The organism is Kitasatospora sp. NPDC050543 (genome assembly GCF_044457565.1).
Lineage (GTDB): Bacteria > Actinomycetota > Actinomycetes > Streptomycetales > Streptomycetaceae > Kitasatospora.
Window position 1 is genome coordinate 1 of record NZ_JBITGZ010000035.1, and the last position, 15669, is coordinate 15669.

General features: G+C 69.2%; 17 protein-coding genes. 5 read left to right on the forward strand and 12 right to left on the reverse strand.

The features are described from left to right. Positions 1–163: 163 nt before the first annotated feature. The 3 genes from ACIBH3_RS29995 to ACIBH3_RS30005 all read left to right on the forward strand — a co-directional run bounded on the left by ACIBH3_RS29995 (position 164) and on the right by ACIBH3_RS30005 (position 1243). Entirely contained in the window at positions 164–541 is a 378-nt protein-coding gene (locus ACIBH3_RS29995) for a hypothetical protein (protein WP_396315252.1), read from the forward strand. Next, positions 538–699, forward strand: a complete 162-nt coding sequence (locus tag ACIBH3_RS30000; RefSeq protein WP_396315253.1) for a hypothetical protein — start codon at positions 538–540, stop codon at positions 697–699. The genes ACIBH3_RS29995 and ACIBH3_RS30000 overlap by 4 nt, the downstream gene beginning before the upstream one ends. A gap of 127 nt (positions 700–826) precedes the next feature. Further along, entirely contained in the window at positions 827–1243 is a 417-nt protein-coding gene (locus ACIBH3_RS30005) for an NUDIX domain-containing protein (protein ID WP_396315254.1), read from the forward strand. A gap of 6 nt (positions 1244–1249) precedes the next feature. Here ACIBH3_RS30005 and ACIBH3_RS30010 read toward each other — a convergent pair whose 3' ends face one another. After that, positions 1250–1849 (reverse strand): aminotransferase class III-fold pyridoxal phosphate-dependent enzyme, encoded by a 600-nt coding sequence (locus tag ACIBH3_RS30010; protein ID WP_396315255.1) that lies wholly within the window; start codon positions 1847–1849, stop codon positions 1250–1252. A gap of 219 nt (positions 1850–2068) precedes the next feature. Here ACIBH3_RS30010 and ACIBH3_RS30015 point away from each other — a divergent pair, with 219 nt between their 5' ends. Continuing rightward, a complete protein-coding gene (locus tag ACIBH3_RS30015) occupies positions 2069–2434 on the forward strand; it encodes a hypothetical protein (protein ID WP_396315256.1) in 366 nt (121 codons plus the stop codon). Positions 2435–2569: 135 nt separating this feature from the next. On the opposite strand, the gene ACIBH3_RS30020 is transcribed toward ACIBH3_RS30015, so the two are convergent. The 3 genes from ACIBH3_RS30020 to ACIBH3_RS30030 form a co-directional block, all read right to left on the reverse strand. Next, positions 2570–3106, reverse strand: coding sequence for a transposase (locus tag ACIBH3_RS30020; RefSeq protein WP_396315313.1), 537 nt, complete (start codon positions 3104–3106; stop codon positions 2570–2572). Next, the gene (locus tag ACIBH3_RS30025; RefSeq protein ID WP_396315257.1) at positions 3103–3642 is read right to left on the reverse strand and encodes a winged helix-turn-helix domain-containing protein; all 540 of its coding nucleotides are present in this window, start codon (positions 3640–3642) and stop codon (positions 3103–3105) included. The genes ACIBH3_RS30020 and ACIBH3_RS30025 overlap by 4 nt, the downstream gene beginning before the upstream one ends. A 129-nt stretch (positions 3643–3771) precedes the next feature. Beyond that, a complete protein-coding gene (locus ACIBH3_RS30030; RefSeq protein ID WP_396315258.1) occupies positions 3772–4137 on the reverse strand; it encodes an NUDIX domain-containing protein in 366 nt (121 codons plus the stop codon). Between the two features lie 594 nt (positions 4138–4731). Between ACIBH3_RS30030 and ACIBH3_RS30035 the strand changes: the two genes are divergently transcribed. Next, positions 4732–5580: a methyltransferase domain-containing protein gene (locus tag ACIBH3_RS30035; protein ID WP_396315259.1), complete on the forward strand. Its 849-nt coding sequence runs from the start codon at positions 4732–4734 to the stop codon at positions 5578–5580. Positions 5581–5589: 9 nt separating this feature from the next. On the opposite strand, the gene ACIBH3_RS30040 is transcribed toward ACIBH3_RS30035, so the two are convergent. From ACIBH3_RS30040 to ACIBH3_RS30075, 8 genes are read right to left on the reverse strand one after another with little or no spacing between them, the layout of a single operon-like run. Continuing rightward, positions 5590–6123, reverse strand: a complete 534-nt coding sequence (locus ACIBH3_RS30040) for an adenylyl-sulfate kinase (RefSeq protein ID WP_396315260.1) — start codon at positions 6121–6123, stop codon at positions 5590–5592. Continuing rightward, positions 6120–6854, reverse strand: a complete 735-nt coding sequence (locus tag ACIBH3_RS30045; RefSeq protein WP_396315261.1) for a sulfotransferase family protein — start codon at positions 6852–6854, stop codon at positions 6120–6122. Before ACIBH3_RS30045 ends, ACIBH3_RS30040 begins: the two co-directional genes overlap by 4 nt. Beyond that, complete coding sequence (locus ACIBH3_RS30050) at positions 6847–7653, reverse strand: hypothetical protein (protein ID WP_396315262.1); 807 nt, start codon at positions 7651–7653, stop codon at positions 6847–6849. Before ACIBH3_RS30050 ends, ACIBH3_RS30045 begins: the two co-directional genes overlap by 8 nt. Then, positions 7650–9302 carry a pyridoxal phosphate-dependent decarboxylase family protein gene (locus ACIBH3_RS30055; protein ID WP_396315263.1) on the reverse strand — a complete coding sequence of 551 codons (1653 nt, stop codon included), beginning with the start codon at positions 9300–9302 and terminating at the stop codon, positions 7650–7652. Before ACIBH3_RS30055 ends, ACIBH3_RS30050 begins: the two co-directional genes overlap by 4 nt. After that, on the reverse strand, positions 9295–10338 hold the full coding sequence (locus ACIBH3_RS30060; protein ID WP_396315264.1) for a radical SAM/SPASM domain-containing protein: 1044 nt from the start codon (positions 10336–10338) through the stop codon (positions 9295–9297). Before ACIBH3_RS30060 ends, ACIBH3_RS30055 begins: the two co-directional genes overlap by 8 nt. Next, positions 10335–11522 (reverse strand): glycosyltransferase, encoded by a 1188-nt coding sequence (locus ACIBH3_RS30065; protein WP_396315265.1) that lies wholly within the window; start codon positions 11520–11522, stop codon positions 10335–10337. The genes ACIBH3_RS30060 and ACIBH3_RS30065 overlap by 4 nt, the downstream gene beginning before the upstream one ends. Before the next feature lie 21 nt (positions 11523–11543). Continuing rightward, positions 11544–13556, reverse strand: a complete 2013-nt coding sequence (locus ACIBH3_RS30070; RefSeq protein ID WP_396315266.1) for a radical SAM protein — start codon at positions 13554–13556, stop codon at positions 11544–11546. A gap of 48 nt (positions 13557–13604) precedes the next feature. Continuing rightward, positions 13605–15404 carry a hypothetical protein gene (locus ACIBH3_RS30075; RefSeq protein WP_396315267.1) on the reverse strand — a complete coding sequence of 600 codons (1800 nt, stop codon included), beginning with the start codon at positions 15402–15404 and terminating at the stop codon, positions 13605–13607. Positions 15405–15669: the final 265 nt, after the last annotated feature.

Genomic DNA, 15669 nt, shown 5'->3' on the forward strand with positions numbered 1-15669 from the left:
TGGGTGTGGAGGGCTGCTGGGCCTCGCTCCCGGGGGCGCGGGGGGGGGGGGGCCCCCCCCGCGGGGGGGGGGGGGCCGGGGCCGGGGGGGGGGGGGGGGGGGGGGGGGCCCCCCCCCCGGCCGTGGCCCGCGCAGCCCTTTCGACCACAACCAGGGGGACACCGTGAAGTACAGCGAAGCCCAAACCGAGCCGGACGACGACCCAGCACCGGCCGTCGCGGACCCCGCCACAGGGGAGGTCCGGGTCCTCGCCGACCTCTGCGGCACGTGCATCTACCGGCAGGGGAACCTGATGCACCTCGCCCCCGGACGGCTGCGCCAGCTCGCTCAGGAAGCACTGGCCCGCCGAGGGCACATCGTCTGCCACTCGACGCTGCCGGCCCTCGCCCCGTCCGGGACGAAGGGCGCGATCTGCCGCGGCTTCGCCAATGCCCACGGCAGCGCGATCTTCGCGATACGCATGGCGCCCTTGATCGGCCGACTCGTCGAAGTACCGCCCCCGCCCGCACGCGACTCGACACCCGAAGAACGGAACGCATGACCGACTACCTCTTCGTGTCCGACCCTTGCGAGGACTGTGGCGCCGCCGCCGGCGTCCTGTGCTTCACCGACTGCCCGACCGGGCCCACGTGGGAGGACATCCACGGGCAGCGAGAGCAGGAACCCGGCTGGAACGAGGATTCCCGTCCACCCGCGTAGGGTCACGCGGTATAACGGCCACGGCCCCGTATTTCGGGGCCGTGGCCGTGCCTGCGCCGAGGCTCGCCGTGCCGCGCTACGGGCCCAGCCCTGGAACAATCGGGTGCACGACCGAGAGGAAGCGATGATGCCAGCGGACCGCGTCGATGTGGCCTACGTGCTGATCAGCGACAGCGGCGGTGAGAACGTCCTGCTGGTGCGCAACGAGGACAGCTGGAGCCTGCCCGGTGGTCGGCGCGAACCAGGGGAGACCTTGGCGGAGGCGGCCGAGCGCGAGGCCAAGGAAGAGGCCGGCGTCGTGGTGGAGGCCCGGCGGATTGTCGACGTCAGCGAGCGCATCGCGGACGAGCTGCACGACGTGTTCACCGTGTTCAGCGCCCAACTGCTCTCGGGCGAGCCGACCGCCAACAAGCAAGACGACGACGTGACCGAGGTCGCCTGGGTGCCGGTCGAGCAGGCCAGCCAGCGGATGCCGTGGTACCCGGACGGCGTGGAGGCCCTGCTGCGTGCGGGCGGCGCCGGCCACAGCGCCGCCCGCGGGTAGCAGCATTCAGAGGGGACGCTGCGCCGGTGCCGGCAGCAGATCGGCCCCCGCGCCATCCGTCAGTGCCCGGCCGCAGGCTTGCGCGGCCCGGCGCACGGCGACCGCTGTCTGCTCCACGTGCTCCGCAGTGTGGGCGGCGGTGGGGTAGAAGATCCCCCGCACCAGGGCGCCGGCCCGGATGGCCTCCTGGAGGAACAGCGCCTTCAGCCCGGGTCCGGCGGTCTCGATGTTCAGGAAGCAGTCGTAGTCGGCCAGTCGGACGGACTGCTCGACACCTGCCTCGGCGAGGATCGCATTCACCATGCCGCGCAGCTCGGTGCCGGTGGCGTGTGCGCGGCCGATGGCGTCGGTGGTGGCCATCTCGGTGACGGTGGCGACCATGGCGGCCAGGCTCGCGGTGTCGGCGCCGTGGGTGGTGGTGAGCAGGAACAGCGGGGGCTGGCCGACCCGCGGCCGGGCGTGGTCGCCCAACTGCATCAGGTCCCGGCCGCCGGTCAGTGTGGACAGCGGCAGGCCGCCGCCGATGCCCTTGCCCCAGCAGGTCAGGTCAGGCCGTATTCCGGTGAGGTGGCCGGCCCCGCCGAGCCGCCACTTCAGCCCGCTCACCGTCACCGCACCCGCGCCCACGCCCGGCCGCGCACTGCTGCCGGACCTGGAGCAGCGAGCACCTGTCGCCCGGCGGGCTGGTGGTCCGCACCACCTGGCACGAGCCCGTCTGCACGACGTGGGGCCAGCCATCCCGCCCCGGTGACCGGGCCGTTTAGGACCGCTCGGCGCCCCGGCACGGATAGGCTCGACGCATTGTCGCGAGGGAGAGGTGGACCGATGACGCAGCCGATCCAATACGGGCCGGAGCCGGTGGCCGCCTGGATCATCCACGAGTGCGGCTGGCAGGACCAGGCCCGCGTGCTCCCCGGACACATGCCCTCCCACCTGCGCCTGGTCCACGACGCGGACCGCTGGTGGATCGGGATCGACGCCTTCTTCCCGTACATGCGCGTCAAGCTGTGCGCCGGCCACGTCGGGGAGGGCGGCACCTTCGCCGACGTCTCGGCCTTCCTGGACGGCACGGTCGACGCCAACGACCGCGAGGAGCTCGCGCAAGCGGTCCAGGAGCTGCGCAAGCGACTGGACGCCCCGCAGCCGCCGAACGCCTGGGCAGCCGGCCACTACGGCTTCCCCAAGCCCTGACCCACCGTCACCCCACCGAGCGGGTCTGCCCGCCCCCGGGACGGGGAACACTGGCGCTCGTCGAACGACCTCCGGAGCATCGGTCCACGCTTCGAGGTGAGCTGAGGCGGAGACCGGATGGGGTTACTGAGGTTTTCAGGGTGGGGTCGGGGGTGTGAGAACCAGGCCGGTGGCGGTCAGGCATCCGTCGATCAGGTGGGGTCGGAGCTGGACCCGGCGTAACTCGCGGCGAAGTGTGCGATCGAGGTCGTCGGGCGTCCCGAAGGCGGTGTTGGTCATCGCTCTGCGCACGAGTGACCACACGACCTCGACGGGGTTCAGGTCGGGCGCATAGGGCGGGAGACGGACGGTGGTGAGCCAGTCGTGTTCGGCCTCGTACCGTTTCAGTCCTGCTGCCAGGTGGGTGTTGAGATTGTCCCAGACCAGGACGATCGGGCCGCCGAGCTGGATGTGTGCGCGGACGGCGAGGTCACGGTAGTCGGTCCAGGCGAAGCTCTTGCGGGCGCCCTTGAGCGGCAAGTGGAAGCGGGGCCGGTAGATCATCCGGCTCTTCTCGCCGGGCTTGTAGCAGCACAGGGCGGCCACCGAGGTCCGGCGGCGGGAGCGGCCCCGCACGCGGACTACAGGCGTGTGCCCGCGCCGGCCCCAGGTGCGGGCGCGCGGCGGCGTCATCGCGAATCCTGCCTCGTCCTCGAAGACGAGCCAGGCCCCGAGCGCCGCCGCGGTGCTTTTACCCGCGGCCACACCTCCTGCTTCCACAGCTCCACGGCGTGCTCGTCCCGCTCCAGTGCCCGGCGGGCCGGGGCCTGCCAGGACCAGCCGTTCCGCTTCAGCAGCCGCCACACGGTCGCGATCGACAGCTTCATCCGGAACCGTCGGCCGATCACCGTCTGGACCCGGGTCAGGGTCCACCGCTGGTCCTCGAACCCATGGGCGGACGGCCCTTTGCCCAACTCCTCTTCCAGCGCGGCGAACTGCTCTGACGACAGCTTCGGCACGCTTGCAGGACCGGCCGAACGCAGGCCCTGGATGCCGCCCTCGCGCCAGGCCCGTCGCCACCGTTCGACCGACCGCTCGCTGACCCTAAGGTCCCGGGCGATCGCCGACGTCTTCTCACCGGCCTCGAACCGGACCCCGGCCTCCAGCCGCACCTGTTCACGAAACGCCCGCCGCTCAGCGGTCAGGCCCCCACCCTGCGCGTACCGCATACCACCGGCATACCGCAGGGATCACTACCTGTCACCACCGACAACACAACGAAAACCTCAGTAGTCGTTTAGAAGTCCTAGCAGGGCTGCCTGGCCGGCCTGGAGGATATGGGCGGCCTCCAGCGGGATTCAGAAGCACTCGAAGTGAGTGGGTTTCTGCTCGCCATCGTGATCCTCCTGGCTCATCCACCGCTCGGGGGTCGGCTCGGTGAGCTCCAGATGGAAGACGTGCCGGTGCTGGATCTCGAACCGGTACGGGCTGATGTCGTAGTCGGTCTCGCCGAGCTTGCGCACGATCTTGAAGTCGGTCAGGCCTGTCTCCTCGCGTGCCTCGCGCAGGGCGGCGGCCTCGGGGGTTTCCCCGGGCCGGATGCTGCCGGCGGGTACCTGGATGCCGACCTCCTCGTAGCTGTAGTCGGTGTGCCGGAACACAAGCAGCCGCCCGTCGCGCACGACGTAGACGAGCACCTTGTCCTTGGTGACCTTCTCGGGCATGGATGAGCCTCTCGCTTGGGGAAGGTGGTTGTGGCCGAACGCCGATTCGGGCCGGACCGGGTCACCACACCCGGTCGGATGCTGACCGTTCTGATCTCCGGGAACCGACGAGTCTATATAGCCTGACCGATCGTCAGGGGCCGGTGCTGAGAAGCTAGAACGCCTGGTCAACTGTTCTTGCGTGAGATTGGGCTCGCTCCCGGCGGGCGCACGGCAGCACCGCGCTCCTGTTGGCCAGCCCGCAGCCAGCCCAGCATCAAGTCCGGGGCAGCGCGTCTGCGACCTGGGCATCATCGGCAGCACGGTCGCCAGTGTGCGGCCAAGACCATCCGCGCTGGTGTACCGCAGAGCTCAAGCTCGTAGGGGTGGCCCGCGCGAAGCGAGGCCGAAGAGTGCCCGACGTTGGGAGAAGGCAGCCGCGGGTTCAGGGTGCTGGACAACGATTTGCCAGGCGGTCGAGGCAATCCGGGGTGGGTGAGAGCGGATGCCACTGCCATCCAACATGTGAACTGTGCAAATGTTCCATATAGTGCGAATTCGGATGGTCTTTGGATTCTTCGTCGACTACTGGATGTGATCACGGAAGGGGCTGTTATGTCTGACAGTAACGAGCCCATTCACGCCCGACTTGCTGCTCTAGCAACGGCCCGCGCCCACCGCCAGATCGTCGACCTTGGTTGCGGAACCGGACCCACGCTCCAGGCGGTGAGCCGGGTCGCGCCCGATGCATCACTCATCGGTATCGACCGCTCGGCGGAATCCTTACGCCAAATGCGGAGCGTGCTGAGGGGGCACCGCGGGGCGACGATTCCACTCGTTGCTGATTTGCGTGATCCAGTGCCCTGCGCAGACGAGAGTGCGGATGTAGTCCTCTCGTACAACACCGTCGAGTGCCTGCCGGACCCGCAGCAGTTGCTGATCGAAGTCGCGCGGGTCCTGCGGCCGGGCGGCCGGGCGATCATCGCGCACGTCGACTTCGACTCGCTGGTTATCGCCGGCGCGGACGCCGATCTGGACCGGCGGGTCTGCCACGCCTTCGCGGACGATGTGCAGAGCTGGATGGATCACGCGGACGGCCGGATCGGCCGCAAGCTCGGAATGCTTCTCGCCCGGAGTCCACTGAGGCTGGTCAGCGTGGAACCGTTGCTGGTGTGGTCGACGGAGTGCTCGGGGCATGCGAAGGACAGGATCGACCAAATCCGTAAGGCGTTGTTGTCCGCATCCAGGCACGGGTGGCGTTCGGTCAGTCCGGCCGTGGTTGAGGAGTGGTATGCCGCGGTGTGCGAGGCGGATCGCGTGGGCGGGTTCTTCTTCTCCGAGCTGGCGTTCATTGCTGTGGCGGAGCGCCCGCAGACGGGTGACGGCGAGGCCACGCCGCACCGTGAGGGCGGCTCGGTGCCCGAGCGCGATAGTCGGGAACCCGATCGTCCCCTCGCGGCTTGATCGGCGCGTCTACGGCACAGGGCGGTGCCCGAGGACGCTGGTGGCGAAGGAGCAGAGAGCGTTGACGCTATCTCTGAGCGGGGTCGTGGTGTCCACGGTGAGCGCCGGGTGCTTGGGCTCGGTCCAGGAGAGTTCAGGGGCGTCGGGGGATGGGTTGGCGCGGTAGGCCGGTGCGGCCCGGAGGGCGTCGCGGGCGTGCCGAACGTTCTCGGGCGCACGCACATGAATGAGGTGGAGCCGTTCATTGAGGAGATCGGCGGCGAGCTGCCGTTCCGCTGGAGTGGAGGTCACAAGGGTGACGATGCTGATGGGGCCTTGGTCGGCGGCGTGTGCGAGTGCCTGGATGGTGGCGATGCGGTCCTCGGGGGACCAGCCGAGACCGCTCAGGACGCCGGTGGACCGTTGCTCGTCGGCGTCGTACAGTCCGCAGCCGCCGTGGTGCTTGGTCTGGAGGAACCTGAGGAGATGGCGGGCGAGGGTGGTCTTACCGGAGGCCGGCAACCCCATGAGCCAGAAGATCGCGGAGGCTGGTGGCCGGTTCACGCGCGATAGCCCCACTTCTCGCACCAGTGCTTGAGCAGCGGCGGGATCGTTTCGCCGGCAGGAGGCGGGGTGGCGTCCTGGATCTGTCCGGAGGCGATCTGGGGCGACCAGTCGCCGATCCCGTATACGAACGGGCCGTGGTCGTGGCGGCCGTAGTCGAGCATGGCCGGTTCCCAGGGGATGCCGATGTAGTTGCACAGGGCCTTGCAGGTGGCTTCTGGTTCGACGGTCAACTGCTCGTAGGTGACGCTGATGAATGCGGGCACGTTGTCGGCGGCTTCGTCGAGGGCACTGGCGAACTTGTCGACGGTGATGGCCGCCTCGGCGAGGTCGGTGGCGTCGCCAGCGCGGCGGATGGAGTCCGCGATGGCCACCGGGTGGCGGCGCAGGACGACGTAGCGGGCGTCCGGCCAGCAGTCGATGAGGCGCCGCCAGATGAACACGTTGCCGGGGGACTTCTCGGCGAGCACGGTCTTGCCTGCATCGGTGAGTTGGCGGTGCAGCAGCCGGTCCCACAGTAGGTGTTCGAGGTCCTCGCGGCCGAGGCCGAGGGTGCGAATGGACAGGTCGGTGAACTCGTCGTCGACCGTGACCGTGAGGCCGCCGAGGTGGAGTTCGTGCGGGGCGTGGACGTCGGGGTGGGAGCCGAGCAGGCAGCGCAACAGGGTCGATCCGGAGCGGATCGGGGAGAGGATGAAGACGGGTGAGTGGACGAGGCGCTCGTCAGGCATGGAACTCCTTCTTGACCGCGTGCTCGCGCTCGGCGAAGACACGAAGGCGGGTCGCGAGGTCGCGGCGGTAGTGGGCTGAGCCGGGAGCGGTCTTCTCGTCGCAGTGGAAGACCCGAAGCGGGAGATGGTGCAAGTAGCCGATGCCGGGCCCGCCCGGGTAGGCGAAGGTGTGGGAGAGCCAGTCCTCGTAGTTCATCGAGCTCTGGCCGTCGTCATGGAACCGATCACCGGGGATGCCGCCGGCCGCGGCCATAACGGGCCGTGCTCGTTGGGTGTCGTAGATCAGGAAGTGCGAGGAGACCCGGTTGACGGAGCGTGCCTCGTCGCTGAGGGCCGGGCCGGCGTCTTCGAGTTTCCATTGCCAGCAGTCGTGGTCGTCGATGCGCTGGGCGAGCGCGAGCTGCGGGCAGCGGTCGAAGGTGTCGGCGATCTCGGCGAGGACATCGGTGGCGTTCGGGTCGCGGAAGGCGACTACGTCGCCCTCGATGGTGATCAGGAAGCGGCTCTTGTCGGTGACGAAGTGGGTGTGGATGTTGTTGGCCTGGTCGCCGGAAGCCCGGTGGCGGGTTCGCCAGCGCAGCCGCACTTCGTCGAATCCCCAAGTGGAGTTGGCGAGTTCGGTGATTTCGTCAATCGGGGCGCTCTCGGCGCCGTCCACGACGAGGACCAGGTCGTAGGGATGGCGGGTGCCCTGGCACAGCGCGTCGAGCGTGGCGGGGATGGTGCGGCGCAGGAGCTCCACGTCGCTGTGGACGAGGTAGGCGATGGTGAACGCCGGCGGGTAGGCCACGATGCTCACCAGCCTGCCGGTCCGGTCACGTCCGCCACGGAGTCACCGTCGGACGGGGCTGTAGCGGTGAGCAGCGCGTGGGCGTCGGTCAGCATGGCGGCGGTGAGCTCCTGGGAGTGGTCGAGCAGGGTCTGCTCGATGCCGTGCTCGATGTCGTCGGCGATGTGGGGATGGCCGACGCACATGCCCATGACCTGGTACTTGGCGCTGGTGCCGAGTCCGATGTGGTCGGCGAGGTCCTGGAGGGCGAACAGGTCGAAGACCACGGTGCCGCTGCGGTAGAGGCGGTCGGCGAAGGCCATGGTGTAGCGGGAGATAAGGGCGCGCACCGAGGCGTGCAGCGATGGCTGAACGGCCGCCGCCTCGATGGCCTGGGCTACCTGATCGGGCAGGAAGACGAACGCGCATCGGTAGAAGTCGGAGGTGCCGAGCATGCGGAAGCATCCGGTGCGCTCCAGCAGGTCGACCATCCGCTGGTAGGTGGCCTGACGGTCCTCGACGAGCCGGCTGATGCCCTCGGTGCCTTGGTGCTTCATCAGAGCCCAGAGCTTGAGCGACTCGAAGCCCCGGGAGCCGTAGAACGGGGTAATCAGCCCTAGATCGAGGCAGTCGGGATCATCGGCGCGGTCCGGGTAGCGGGCGAAGCGGCCGAGCGCGTTTGGGTCGCGGAAGAGCGCGTAGCTGGAGGGGTAGCTGACGAACAGGCCCTTGTGCGGGTCGAGGGCCACTGAGTCGGCGCGTTCGATGCCTGCCAACTGGACCTTGAGCTTCTCGGAGAACAGCAGGCTCCCGCCGTGGCAGGCGTCGACGTGGAACCAGACGCCGTACTGCCGACAGAGGTCGGCGAGTTGCTGGAGGTCATCGATGCCGGTGGTGCGGCAGTTCCCGGCTACACCGACGACCATGAAGATCCGCTTGCCGGGCGGTGGCGAGGCCAGCAAACGCTCCACCGAGGCGGTGTCGCTGGTGAAGTCGGGGGTTGCGTCGGCCCACAGCAGCCCGTCCGAGCCCAGCCCGAGTGCTTGGGCGGCGGCGAGGTAGGAGAAGTGCTCGACCCCACCAGCGAGGAGGATCACCGGCTGTTCGGAAACGGCGCGCAGGCCGCTGCGGCGGGCCTCGGGGTAGGTGTGGGCGAGGGCGGCGGCGATGGCGACGTGGTTGCTCATGTTCCCGCCGGAGGTCCACATGCCGCCCAGCGAGGCGAGCCCTTGGTAGTCGGCCAAGGGAGTGACCGGGTAGCCGACGAGTTCGCGGAGCCAGGTGATCAGCTGGGCTTCGATCACGCTGGCGGCCGGCGCGCTGCGGTCGAAGGCGATCAGGTTCTGGTTGAGGAAGGAGGCGACGATGTCGGCTGTGAGGGCGGCGATGCTGTCGCCGGTGTCCGGGAACGCGAGATAGCGGGGGTCGGCCTGGGAGATCGACCAACGGGCGATCTCCGCCACGGATTCCAGTAGCTGGTCGTCGCTCGTCCCGGCTACCGGAATGGGTCCGCTGAAGCGGTCGATGAGTTCGCCGACCGTCGCGTGCCGCAGGACGAGGCCGTCGCGTAGCTCTCCCGAGGTGAAGTCGAGTCCGAGATCGACCGCCCGGTGCAGCAGCGTGCGGCTGTCGTCCAAGGGCCGGCTGCTCAGCAGGGCGGGCGGTTGGGGGTCAGACACGTCCGAACTCCATTCGATACACGCAGCCTTCGCACGAGGACCAGGCCGGCCCTTGGAGGAAGGAATCCCGTAGCGATCCGTACGGCTTCGAGACCCAGATCTCGGCCATCGGCGCCTGGTGGATGTTGCCGAGCACGTTGCCCGGGGAGGACTCCATGTGGACACAGCACGGCGTGACGTCGCCGTCCTTGGTGATGTAGCTGGCGTCCCACGGCCAGGGGCACACGGCCTGCGCGGCTGCGGGCGAGGCCAGGCGGGAGTAGTCGAAGATCGACAGCTGCAGGCCGCGTTCGTCAGCCCGGGCGAGACCGGCCTCCAGCTGTGGGACAACGTCCTGCACTGGGCGGGCGAACAAGGACTCGGCGTTGAGGGTCTTGTCTTCTCCCCAGTGGTGCAGGCTCTCCACGCTGATGCGCGTGAGCCCGTGGTCCGCAACGAACTCGACGATGGCCGGGAATTGCTCCAGGTTCGTGGAGGAGAGCGTCACAGCGGCGGACAGCCCCGTTTCCCGGCCCTTGGTCAGGGCAACCGCTTCGCGCAGGGCCGTGCTCAGCTGGCTGAGGCGAAGCCCGGACCGCATCCGCCCGAGGGCGACGTCATCCGCCCCGTCGACGCTGATCGCGATGAGCCCCAGACCGGCGTCGAGGACTGGCTCCAGCCGCCGGCGCACGAGCAGGCCGTTGGTGTTCGTCGAGGTGAACACGGAGCGGTCGGTGCACGCCTGGACGTAGGCGGCGAAGTCGCGGACGATCAGCGCCTCACCGCCGCCTACGAACGAGACGTGGCCAAGGCTGGGCAGTTGGTCGAGGAGCGCGACGAACGCCTTCAACGACAGGTGACGGCCGCTGCTCTCGTGCACGGCCCGCAGGCAGCCGGCGCAGGCGAGATTGCACAGGTCGGTGAGCTCCACCTGGAGGTACTGCGGCGTGGGTGTGGGCTGGCCGGGGACAAGCCCGTGGCGGTCGAAGTCGTCCGTGACGAGGAACTTCCGGAAGCGCTGCGGAACAACGACGGGAGACACACGCTCGGGCATCATGCGGCCACCACCTTCCGGTAGACGGAGACGATCTCGTCGACGAACCGCTCGAACCCCCCCACCCGGCGGCCGAAGGACGGCACTCGCGGCGCCCGGTGCCGGGACGCGGCGTCGAGTGCCCGCGTCCACGCGGCCGGATCCTGGTAGTCCTCGACGAGGTGGAAGCCTGGTTCGTCCGCGAGGTGGCTCATGGACGGCACGGCCGAGGACCACACCGGCACCCCCAACGCCCTTGCCTCGTGCGCCACCAGCGGATGGTTCTCCCACCACTGCGAGGGCACCAGCAGCGCTCTGGCACCGGCCAACAGCGGCCCGACATCGGCGCGCGATACCTGCGGGAGCCAACGCACCCGAGGATCGGTAGCGGCCAGGGCTCGCATCTGCTCCTCGTATGTCTTGTCGTCCGGCACGGTAGCGATCAACAGCGGCAGCTCGGTGTCGCTGGCGCGGAAGGCGTCGAGGAGCAGGTGCAGTCCCTTCTCCGGAGAGCACCTGCCCAGGAACAGGAGGCACTGCCCGGCCGGTCCCCCCGAGGCCAGCGGCCCCCAGGCAGCAGGCAGCCCGTAGCAGGCCCGGTCACGGACGACCTTGCCCACATCGACACCGGCCCTCGCCAACTCGGCTGCCTGGTGCGGCGTCTGCGTCCACAAGGCCCGCACCCGCCCGTTCAGCCAGGCCACATTCCGCGCCCGCCAGCTCGCCACATCCCCTACGGCCTCGCCAGGCGCGTTGAGGCAGCCGAGGCAGTCCCGGGAGGCCGCGGTGGCGGTGCACTGCGTACCGGTGGAGCGGACGACGAGCTGATGGTCGGGGCACACCGCGGTGTAGTCGGTCAGCGTGGCGACGACCGGCACCCCGCGAAGGGAAGGCACGTCGAGGAACTCCAGGCCCGTGCGGCTGAAGTGCAGCACGTGGACGAGATCCACAAGAGCTTTCGTCGCGAGGAGCTGTTCGACGCGCCTGGCCTGCTTCGCCTCCGGGGCGCGCCACCCGACCGGATAGTCGTCGGCGAAGGCCGCCGGCAAGCTCAGGTACTCGTCGGCCGTGTGCTGATGTGGCGGTGGCGCGTCACCTGCCGCGAGCCAACTGACATGCAGCCCGCGGGCCTTCAGGGCCCGGGCCAGGTCGTCGGCCAGGATCTCCGTCCCGCCGGCGTTGCCGTCCGCGAACCGGTGAGTGGTCAAAAGGATGTGCACAAGCCCCCCTCAGCAGGTGTTGCCCTGGAGACCGGCCCATCGGCCGATCGGCGTGAGGCCCTCGGGCATCCGGCCGTTCACACCTGCGCCGCCCAGAGACCCCGCAGCTTCCGGCCCAGACAGGCGAAGAACCCCAGCAGAGGAGCGGTCGAGCACGGCGAACGGCTCATGCAGGGTGAGAGCGGTCCAGCCGCCGTCCTCGAAATCCACGAACACGTTCACCCCGAGGCCGGCCTCGGCGTCGCCCTGCGCGGGCAGCGGCACCAGGAGCCGGATCTCCTCCCCCTCCCAGGAGAGGCCCACGTCGGCGGCGTCGTCCCAGACGGGGGCGGGGTGCGGAATCTGCCGGAAGCGGCCAGTGGGCGCGTTGAGCCAGAAGGCGCCGTCGCGGGTGCAACGCAACTGCCGCTCGCCGGGCCACTGCTGGGCGGCAAGGTCGTGCAGAGTTATGGCATCTGGGCCGAGCGGCTGCAGGCGAACGCGGACACCGCGCACGGCGTCCGGCATGCTGCTCAGGTCTAGCCGTACTGCCAGCTCGTCAGTGTCGACGGAGAGCGAAGCGGTCAGGCCGGCCGGGTTCACAAGCCCGCCGCGTACCCGGCCCGGTCCTCCGAGCGGGATGGCCGGCTGCTCCGTGCCGGGAGCCGTGTGCAGGCGAGCCGCAGGCAGGTAGGCGGATTCAGGAGCGGCGGCGAGCGCCCCGTCCGTGAGCCCATACGGAGACGGCAGAGCATCCAGCACCTCGGGGTGCTTCTCGCGGAGCGTGACAACGAGGCGGACCGCCAGATCGGTGATGAATCGGATCAGGTCGCACTTCACCTCGTCCGGCTTGGTGATGTCCCCGTTGGCCAGGACCGCCTGGTAGTAGCAGCCCCCGCCACAGACGTACCGCGACGGGCAGGACGAACACACATCGCGCTCGTCGACCACCAGGTCGAGGTACTTGCGCCGTTCGCTGTCCTCGACGCCGGTGGAGGCGTGCCCGATGTGCCAGCCGGACTTCCCGATGAAGTGCGCGCAGGGGTAGAGGTTGCCGTTGGTGTCCAGGTAGGTGCCGCTCTTGCCGGCCCCGCACCGGTAGACCTGCGCCGCCCGGTCCTTCACGCGGTAGAAGAACCGCATGAAGAAGTCCTCGGAGTTCAGGGCGAGCAGCCGCGCGAGGATGCCCTCCGGCGGCTGGGCGAGGATGTGGTCCACGAGCTCGGCGTAGCCCTGCCGGAAACGTGGCAGGGTCTCGGCGTTGAGCGCGTAGTCCTTGTCGTGGGTGGCGTTCACCGGCTTCATGTAGATGTTGCGGGCGCCGACGTCCTCGAAGAGGTGCCGGAAGATCGCGGTGAAGTCGGTGCAGTACGCGGTGAGGACCGCGGAGACGCCCATGTCGGGGTGGCGGGCCAGCACCCGGTCTAGGACGGAGCGCACGTGGTCGTATGTGCCGCCGCGCCCGTTGGTATAGAAGCGGACCCTGTCGTGGACATCCTTCGGGCCGTCCAGGCTGATGTCCTGGGGCGGGCCGAGCTTGTCGGCGAGTTCCGGGGTCATCGACAGCGTCGCGTTGGTGACCATGGGGCCAGCCCACACGACGCTGACCGGCGAGTCGGCGAGACCCTCCTCGACCATGGCGTGGACCTGCTCGTGCATGTGGCGCACCAGCATGGTCTCGCCAGCCAGGCCGAAATCGACGCGGCTGTAGCGCGCGTCCTCCTCGACGAGCCGCTTTCGGTGGGTCGCGAGGCCCTGCATCACTGTCTCGAGCGGGATCGTGACGGGCTTGCCGTCCGCGTGCACCCGGTCGCGGAACGAGCAGTAGGTGCAGCCCATGTTGCAGGAGTCGGTCAGGGAAAGCTGAGCCTGCGGGTATGCCTCTCGGTAAGTCGTGATCTGGTGGACCGGCTCCAGGTCGCCGCAGGGGCACGGCTGGTTCGGGGCGGTGATCTGACCGCCGCGGACATGGAAGACGTAGCCGTCGGCGAAGGAGACATGGAGGGCATCGCTGGTGGAGCGTGTAATCGCGTCGCTGATCACGGTTGACCTCTCAGGTTGAGATGGCGCGGATCGGGGCGGAAGGGAAGATCACGAGAGTCGGGGACCAGGAAGCGCGAGACGTTGGCGCAGCCGATCCAACCGTCCGCTGAGCCGGGAGCACTCGCGCTCCGCGTGGCCGAAGGCCGGCCGCGATGGGTCGGCCGCTTCCCGCAGGGCAAACGTCTCGTGGATGAGCTCGCGCAGCTCAGCGGCCTCGCGGTCGCCGATCAGCCGGGACAGGACGGACAACTGCTGCTCCAGCGTCACGGGCCGCGGCGACAGCGAGGGGGCGGTGAACACGATCCGCGCCAGTGCGGCCCGTGACTCGAACCACAGGTACTTGGTGCTGTGTTCGCGGCCCTGATCCTCGTACTCGCTCGGCCGACCGATGGCACCGGCGGAAGGGCCAGACAGCCAGGCCGCGCTCCAACCCGGGTCGTGGTGGGCGGAGCCGGGCCGGCGGAGCTCGAACCACTCGTGCAGATCGCGGCTAACCCGGCCGTCAGCGCTGACGATGTCACGCTCGACCGGCCGCGCGGCTGACCCTTCTGCCGCCAGCCCGAGGCAGCCGAGGCCCTCAATCACGAGATCCTCCGCTGGCCGATACCCGCCAGGAAAGTCGGCAGAGCTCAGCTCGAAGTCGATGTCACTGCTGAGGCCCAGGACTCCCTGGGCGCACGAACCGCGCAGGAGGAGATCCAGCTCCTCGCATCCCAGCACGGCGAGGACCACAGCAGCGAGGCGACTGGTGATCTCCTCGGCGACCTCGGCCCGCTTGCAAGCCGCCGCCCATCCGCGCGTGGATGCCGACCGGTCCACGCGCCGCACCAGCTGCCGCAGTGACAGGGCTTCAGCCGGAAGTTCGTCCTCGGCGGCAGAGAACAGCGTGAGTACCCAGCCCCGCCGTAGCTCCTCCAGCTCGAGGCCGGTCGGTCGGGGGTGTTTCACCAGATCGTGCAGCTGCCTGAGAAGGGCCGCGTAGACGGCGTCACCGCGCTGCTCTCGAAGTCGTGCGGTCAGTACGGTGTGGAAGACGCCAAGTCGTGGTGGAAGGACGTCCTCGGCGAGGTGCCCGAGCATGGCCGCGCTTCCCGGCGCCGCTTCGAATACCGGGAGCTCGCTGGCCAGCGTCGCCTCGATACCGCGCCGGCGGACCTCCTGCCGCGACGCGACCGGAGGCAACCAGGCCGCCAGGATGGTCTCGAAGCTGTCCAGCTCCGGCTCCCCGCAGGGCGCGGAGGCAGGGACTCGTTCCCTGAGTCGTAAGTCATCCCCGAAAAGGTCAGACCAGGCGATGTCCCACTTCATCAAGGTCAGCCGGTCAGGCGCCGCGCCGGCCGGCACGAGGAGCGCATCCTCCCAGTCGATCAGGACCGTCCGGCCCTCCCGGCAGAACATGTTCCGCGGAACGCACCCGGACGCTTCGAGGCCGCGAGCGAGCAGGGATGCGAGGAGTTCCAAGACAGCCTCATCGGACAGGCCTAGGGCGGCAGCTGACGGCGCGGACAGCGGGCTGCCAAGATAGGGAGACACCAGCGCGGCCTTCCGGGACGGCAGCGGGACCAGCTCAGGAACGCAGACCTGGATGGCCCCGAAGCCAGCAACCACCAGTCCGCTGAGGCGACGTGCCGCCTCCGCGGCCAGGCGACGCTCGGAGAGCGCTGCCTCTGCGGATCGCAGCTTTGCGACGACCTCGCGCTCCTGGTGGCGCAAGCGACGGACCAGCCCAGCGGCTTCGATGAATCCTGGATGGTCGAACGCGATTCCCCCGCCCGGCACTTCGAACGCCCGCTGGACTAACGCCGCGAGATCCTGCGAATCGCCTGCAACACGCAACAAGCCGCTCACCTCGCTCCCCTCCTGAGCGTCGCATGCAGACTTGCCACCGTAGCCGCTCCGTCACGTTGTGTTCGATCGAATTGGCGGATTCGCCGAACAGCTGCCGCGCGCACGCCGCCGACCGCGAGCGGAGCGATCGGCCCCACTTTCTGATGATCAATCAGAGCTGCGGCGGCGAGACACCGTTCAGGCCCGCTGCTGCCGGGGTGCCCGGGGTTAATGAGTCCGCTGGCCGAGAGGGCATGGGATACTCGAGGCGCGGCGCCGACAGTCC

What these genes read in the sequence shown, in the direction of transcription:
- ACIBH3_RS30000 (WP_396315253.1), top strand. Translation starts at nt 538, where the DNA reads ATGACCGACTACCTCTTCGTGTCCGACCCTTGCGAGGACTGTGGCGCC.
- ACIBH3_RS30005 (WP_396315254.1), top strand. Translation starts at nt 827, where the DNA reads ATGCCAGCGGACCGCGTCGATGTGGCCTACGTGCTGATCAGCGACAGC.
- ACIBH3_RS30015 (WP_396315256.1), top strand. Translation starts at nt 2,069, where the DNA reads ATGACGCAGCCGATCCAATACGGGCCGGAGCCGGTGGCCGCCTGGATC.
- ACIBH3_RS30020 (WP_396315313.1), bottom strand. Translation starts at nt 3,106, where the DNA reads ATGACGCCGCCGCGCGCCCGCACCTGGGGCCGGCGCGGGCACACGCCT.
- ACIBH3_RS30025 (WP_396315257.1), bottom strand. Translation starts at nt 3,642, where the DNA reads ATGCGGTACGCGCAGGGTGGGGGCCTGACCGCTGAGCGGCGGGCGTTT.
- ACIBH3_RS30030 (WP_396315258.1), bottom strand. Translation starts at nt 4,137, where the DNA reads ATGCCCGAGAAGGTCACCAAGGACAAGGTGCTCGTCTACGTCGTGCGC.
- ACIBH3_RS30035 (WP_396315259.1), top strand. Translation starts at nt 4,732, where the DNA reads ATGTCTGACAGTAACGAGCCCATTCACGCCCGACTTGCTGCTCTAGCA.
- ACIBH3_RS30045 (WP_396315261.1), bottom strand. Translation starts at nt 6,854, where the DNA reads ATGCCTGACGAGCGCCTCGTCCACTCACCCGTCTTCATCCTCTCCCCG.
- ACIBH3_RS30060 (WP_396315264.1), bottom strand. Translation starts at nt 10,338, where the DNA reads ATGATGCCCGAGCGTGTGTCTCCCGTCGTTGTTCCGCAGCGCTTCCGG.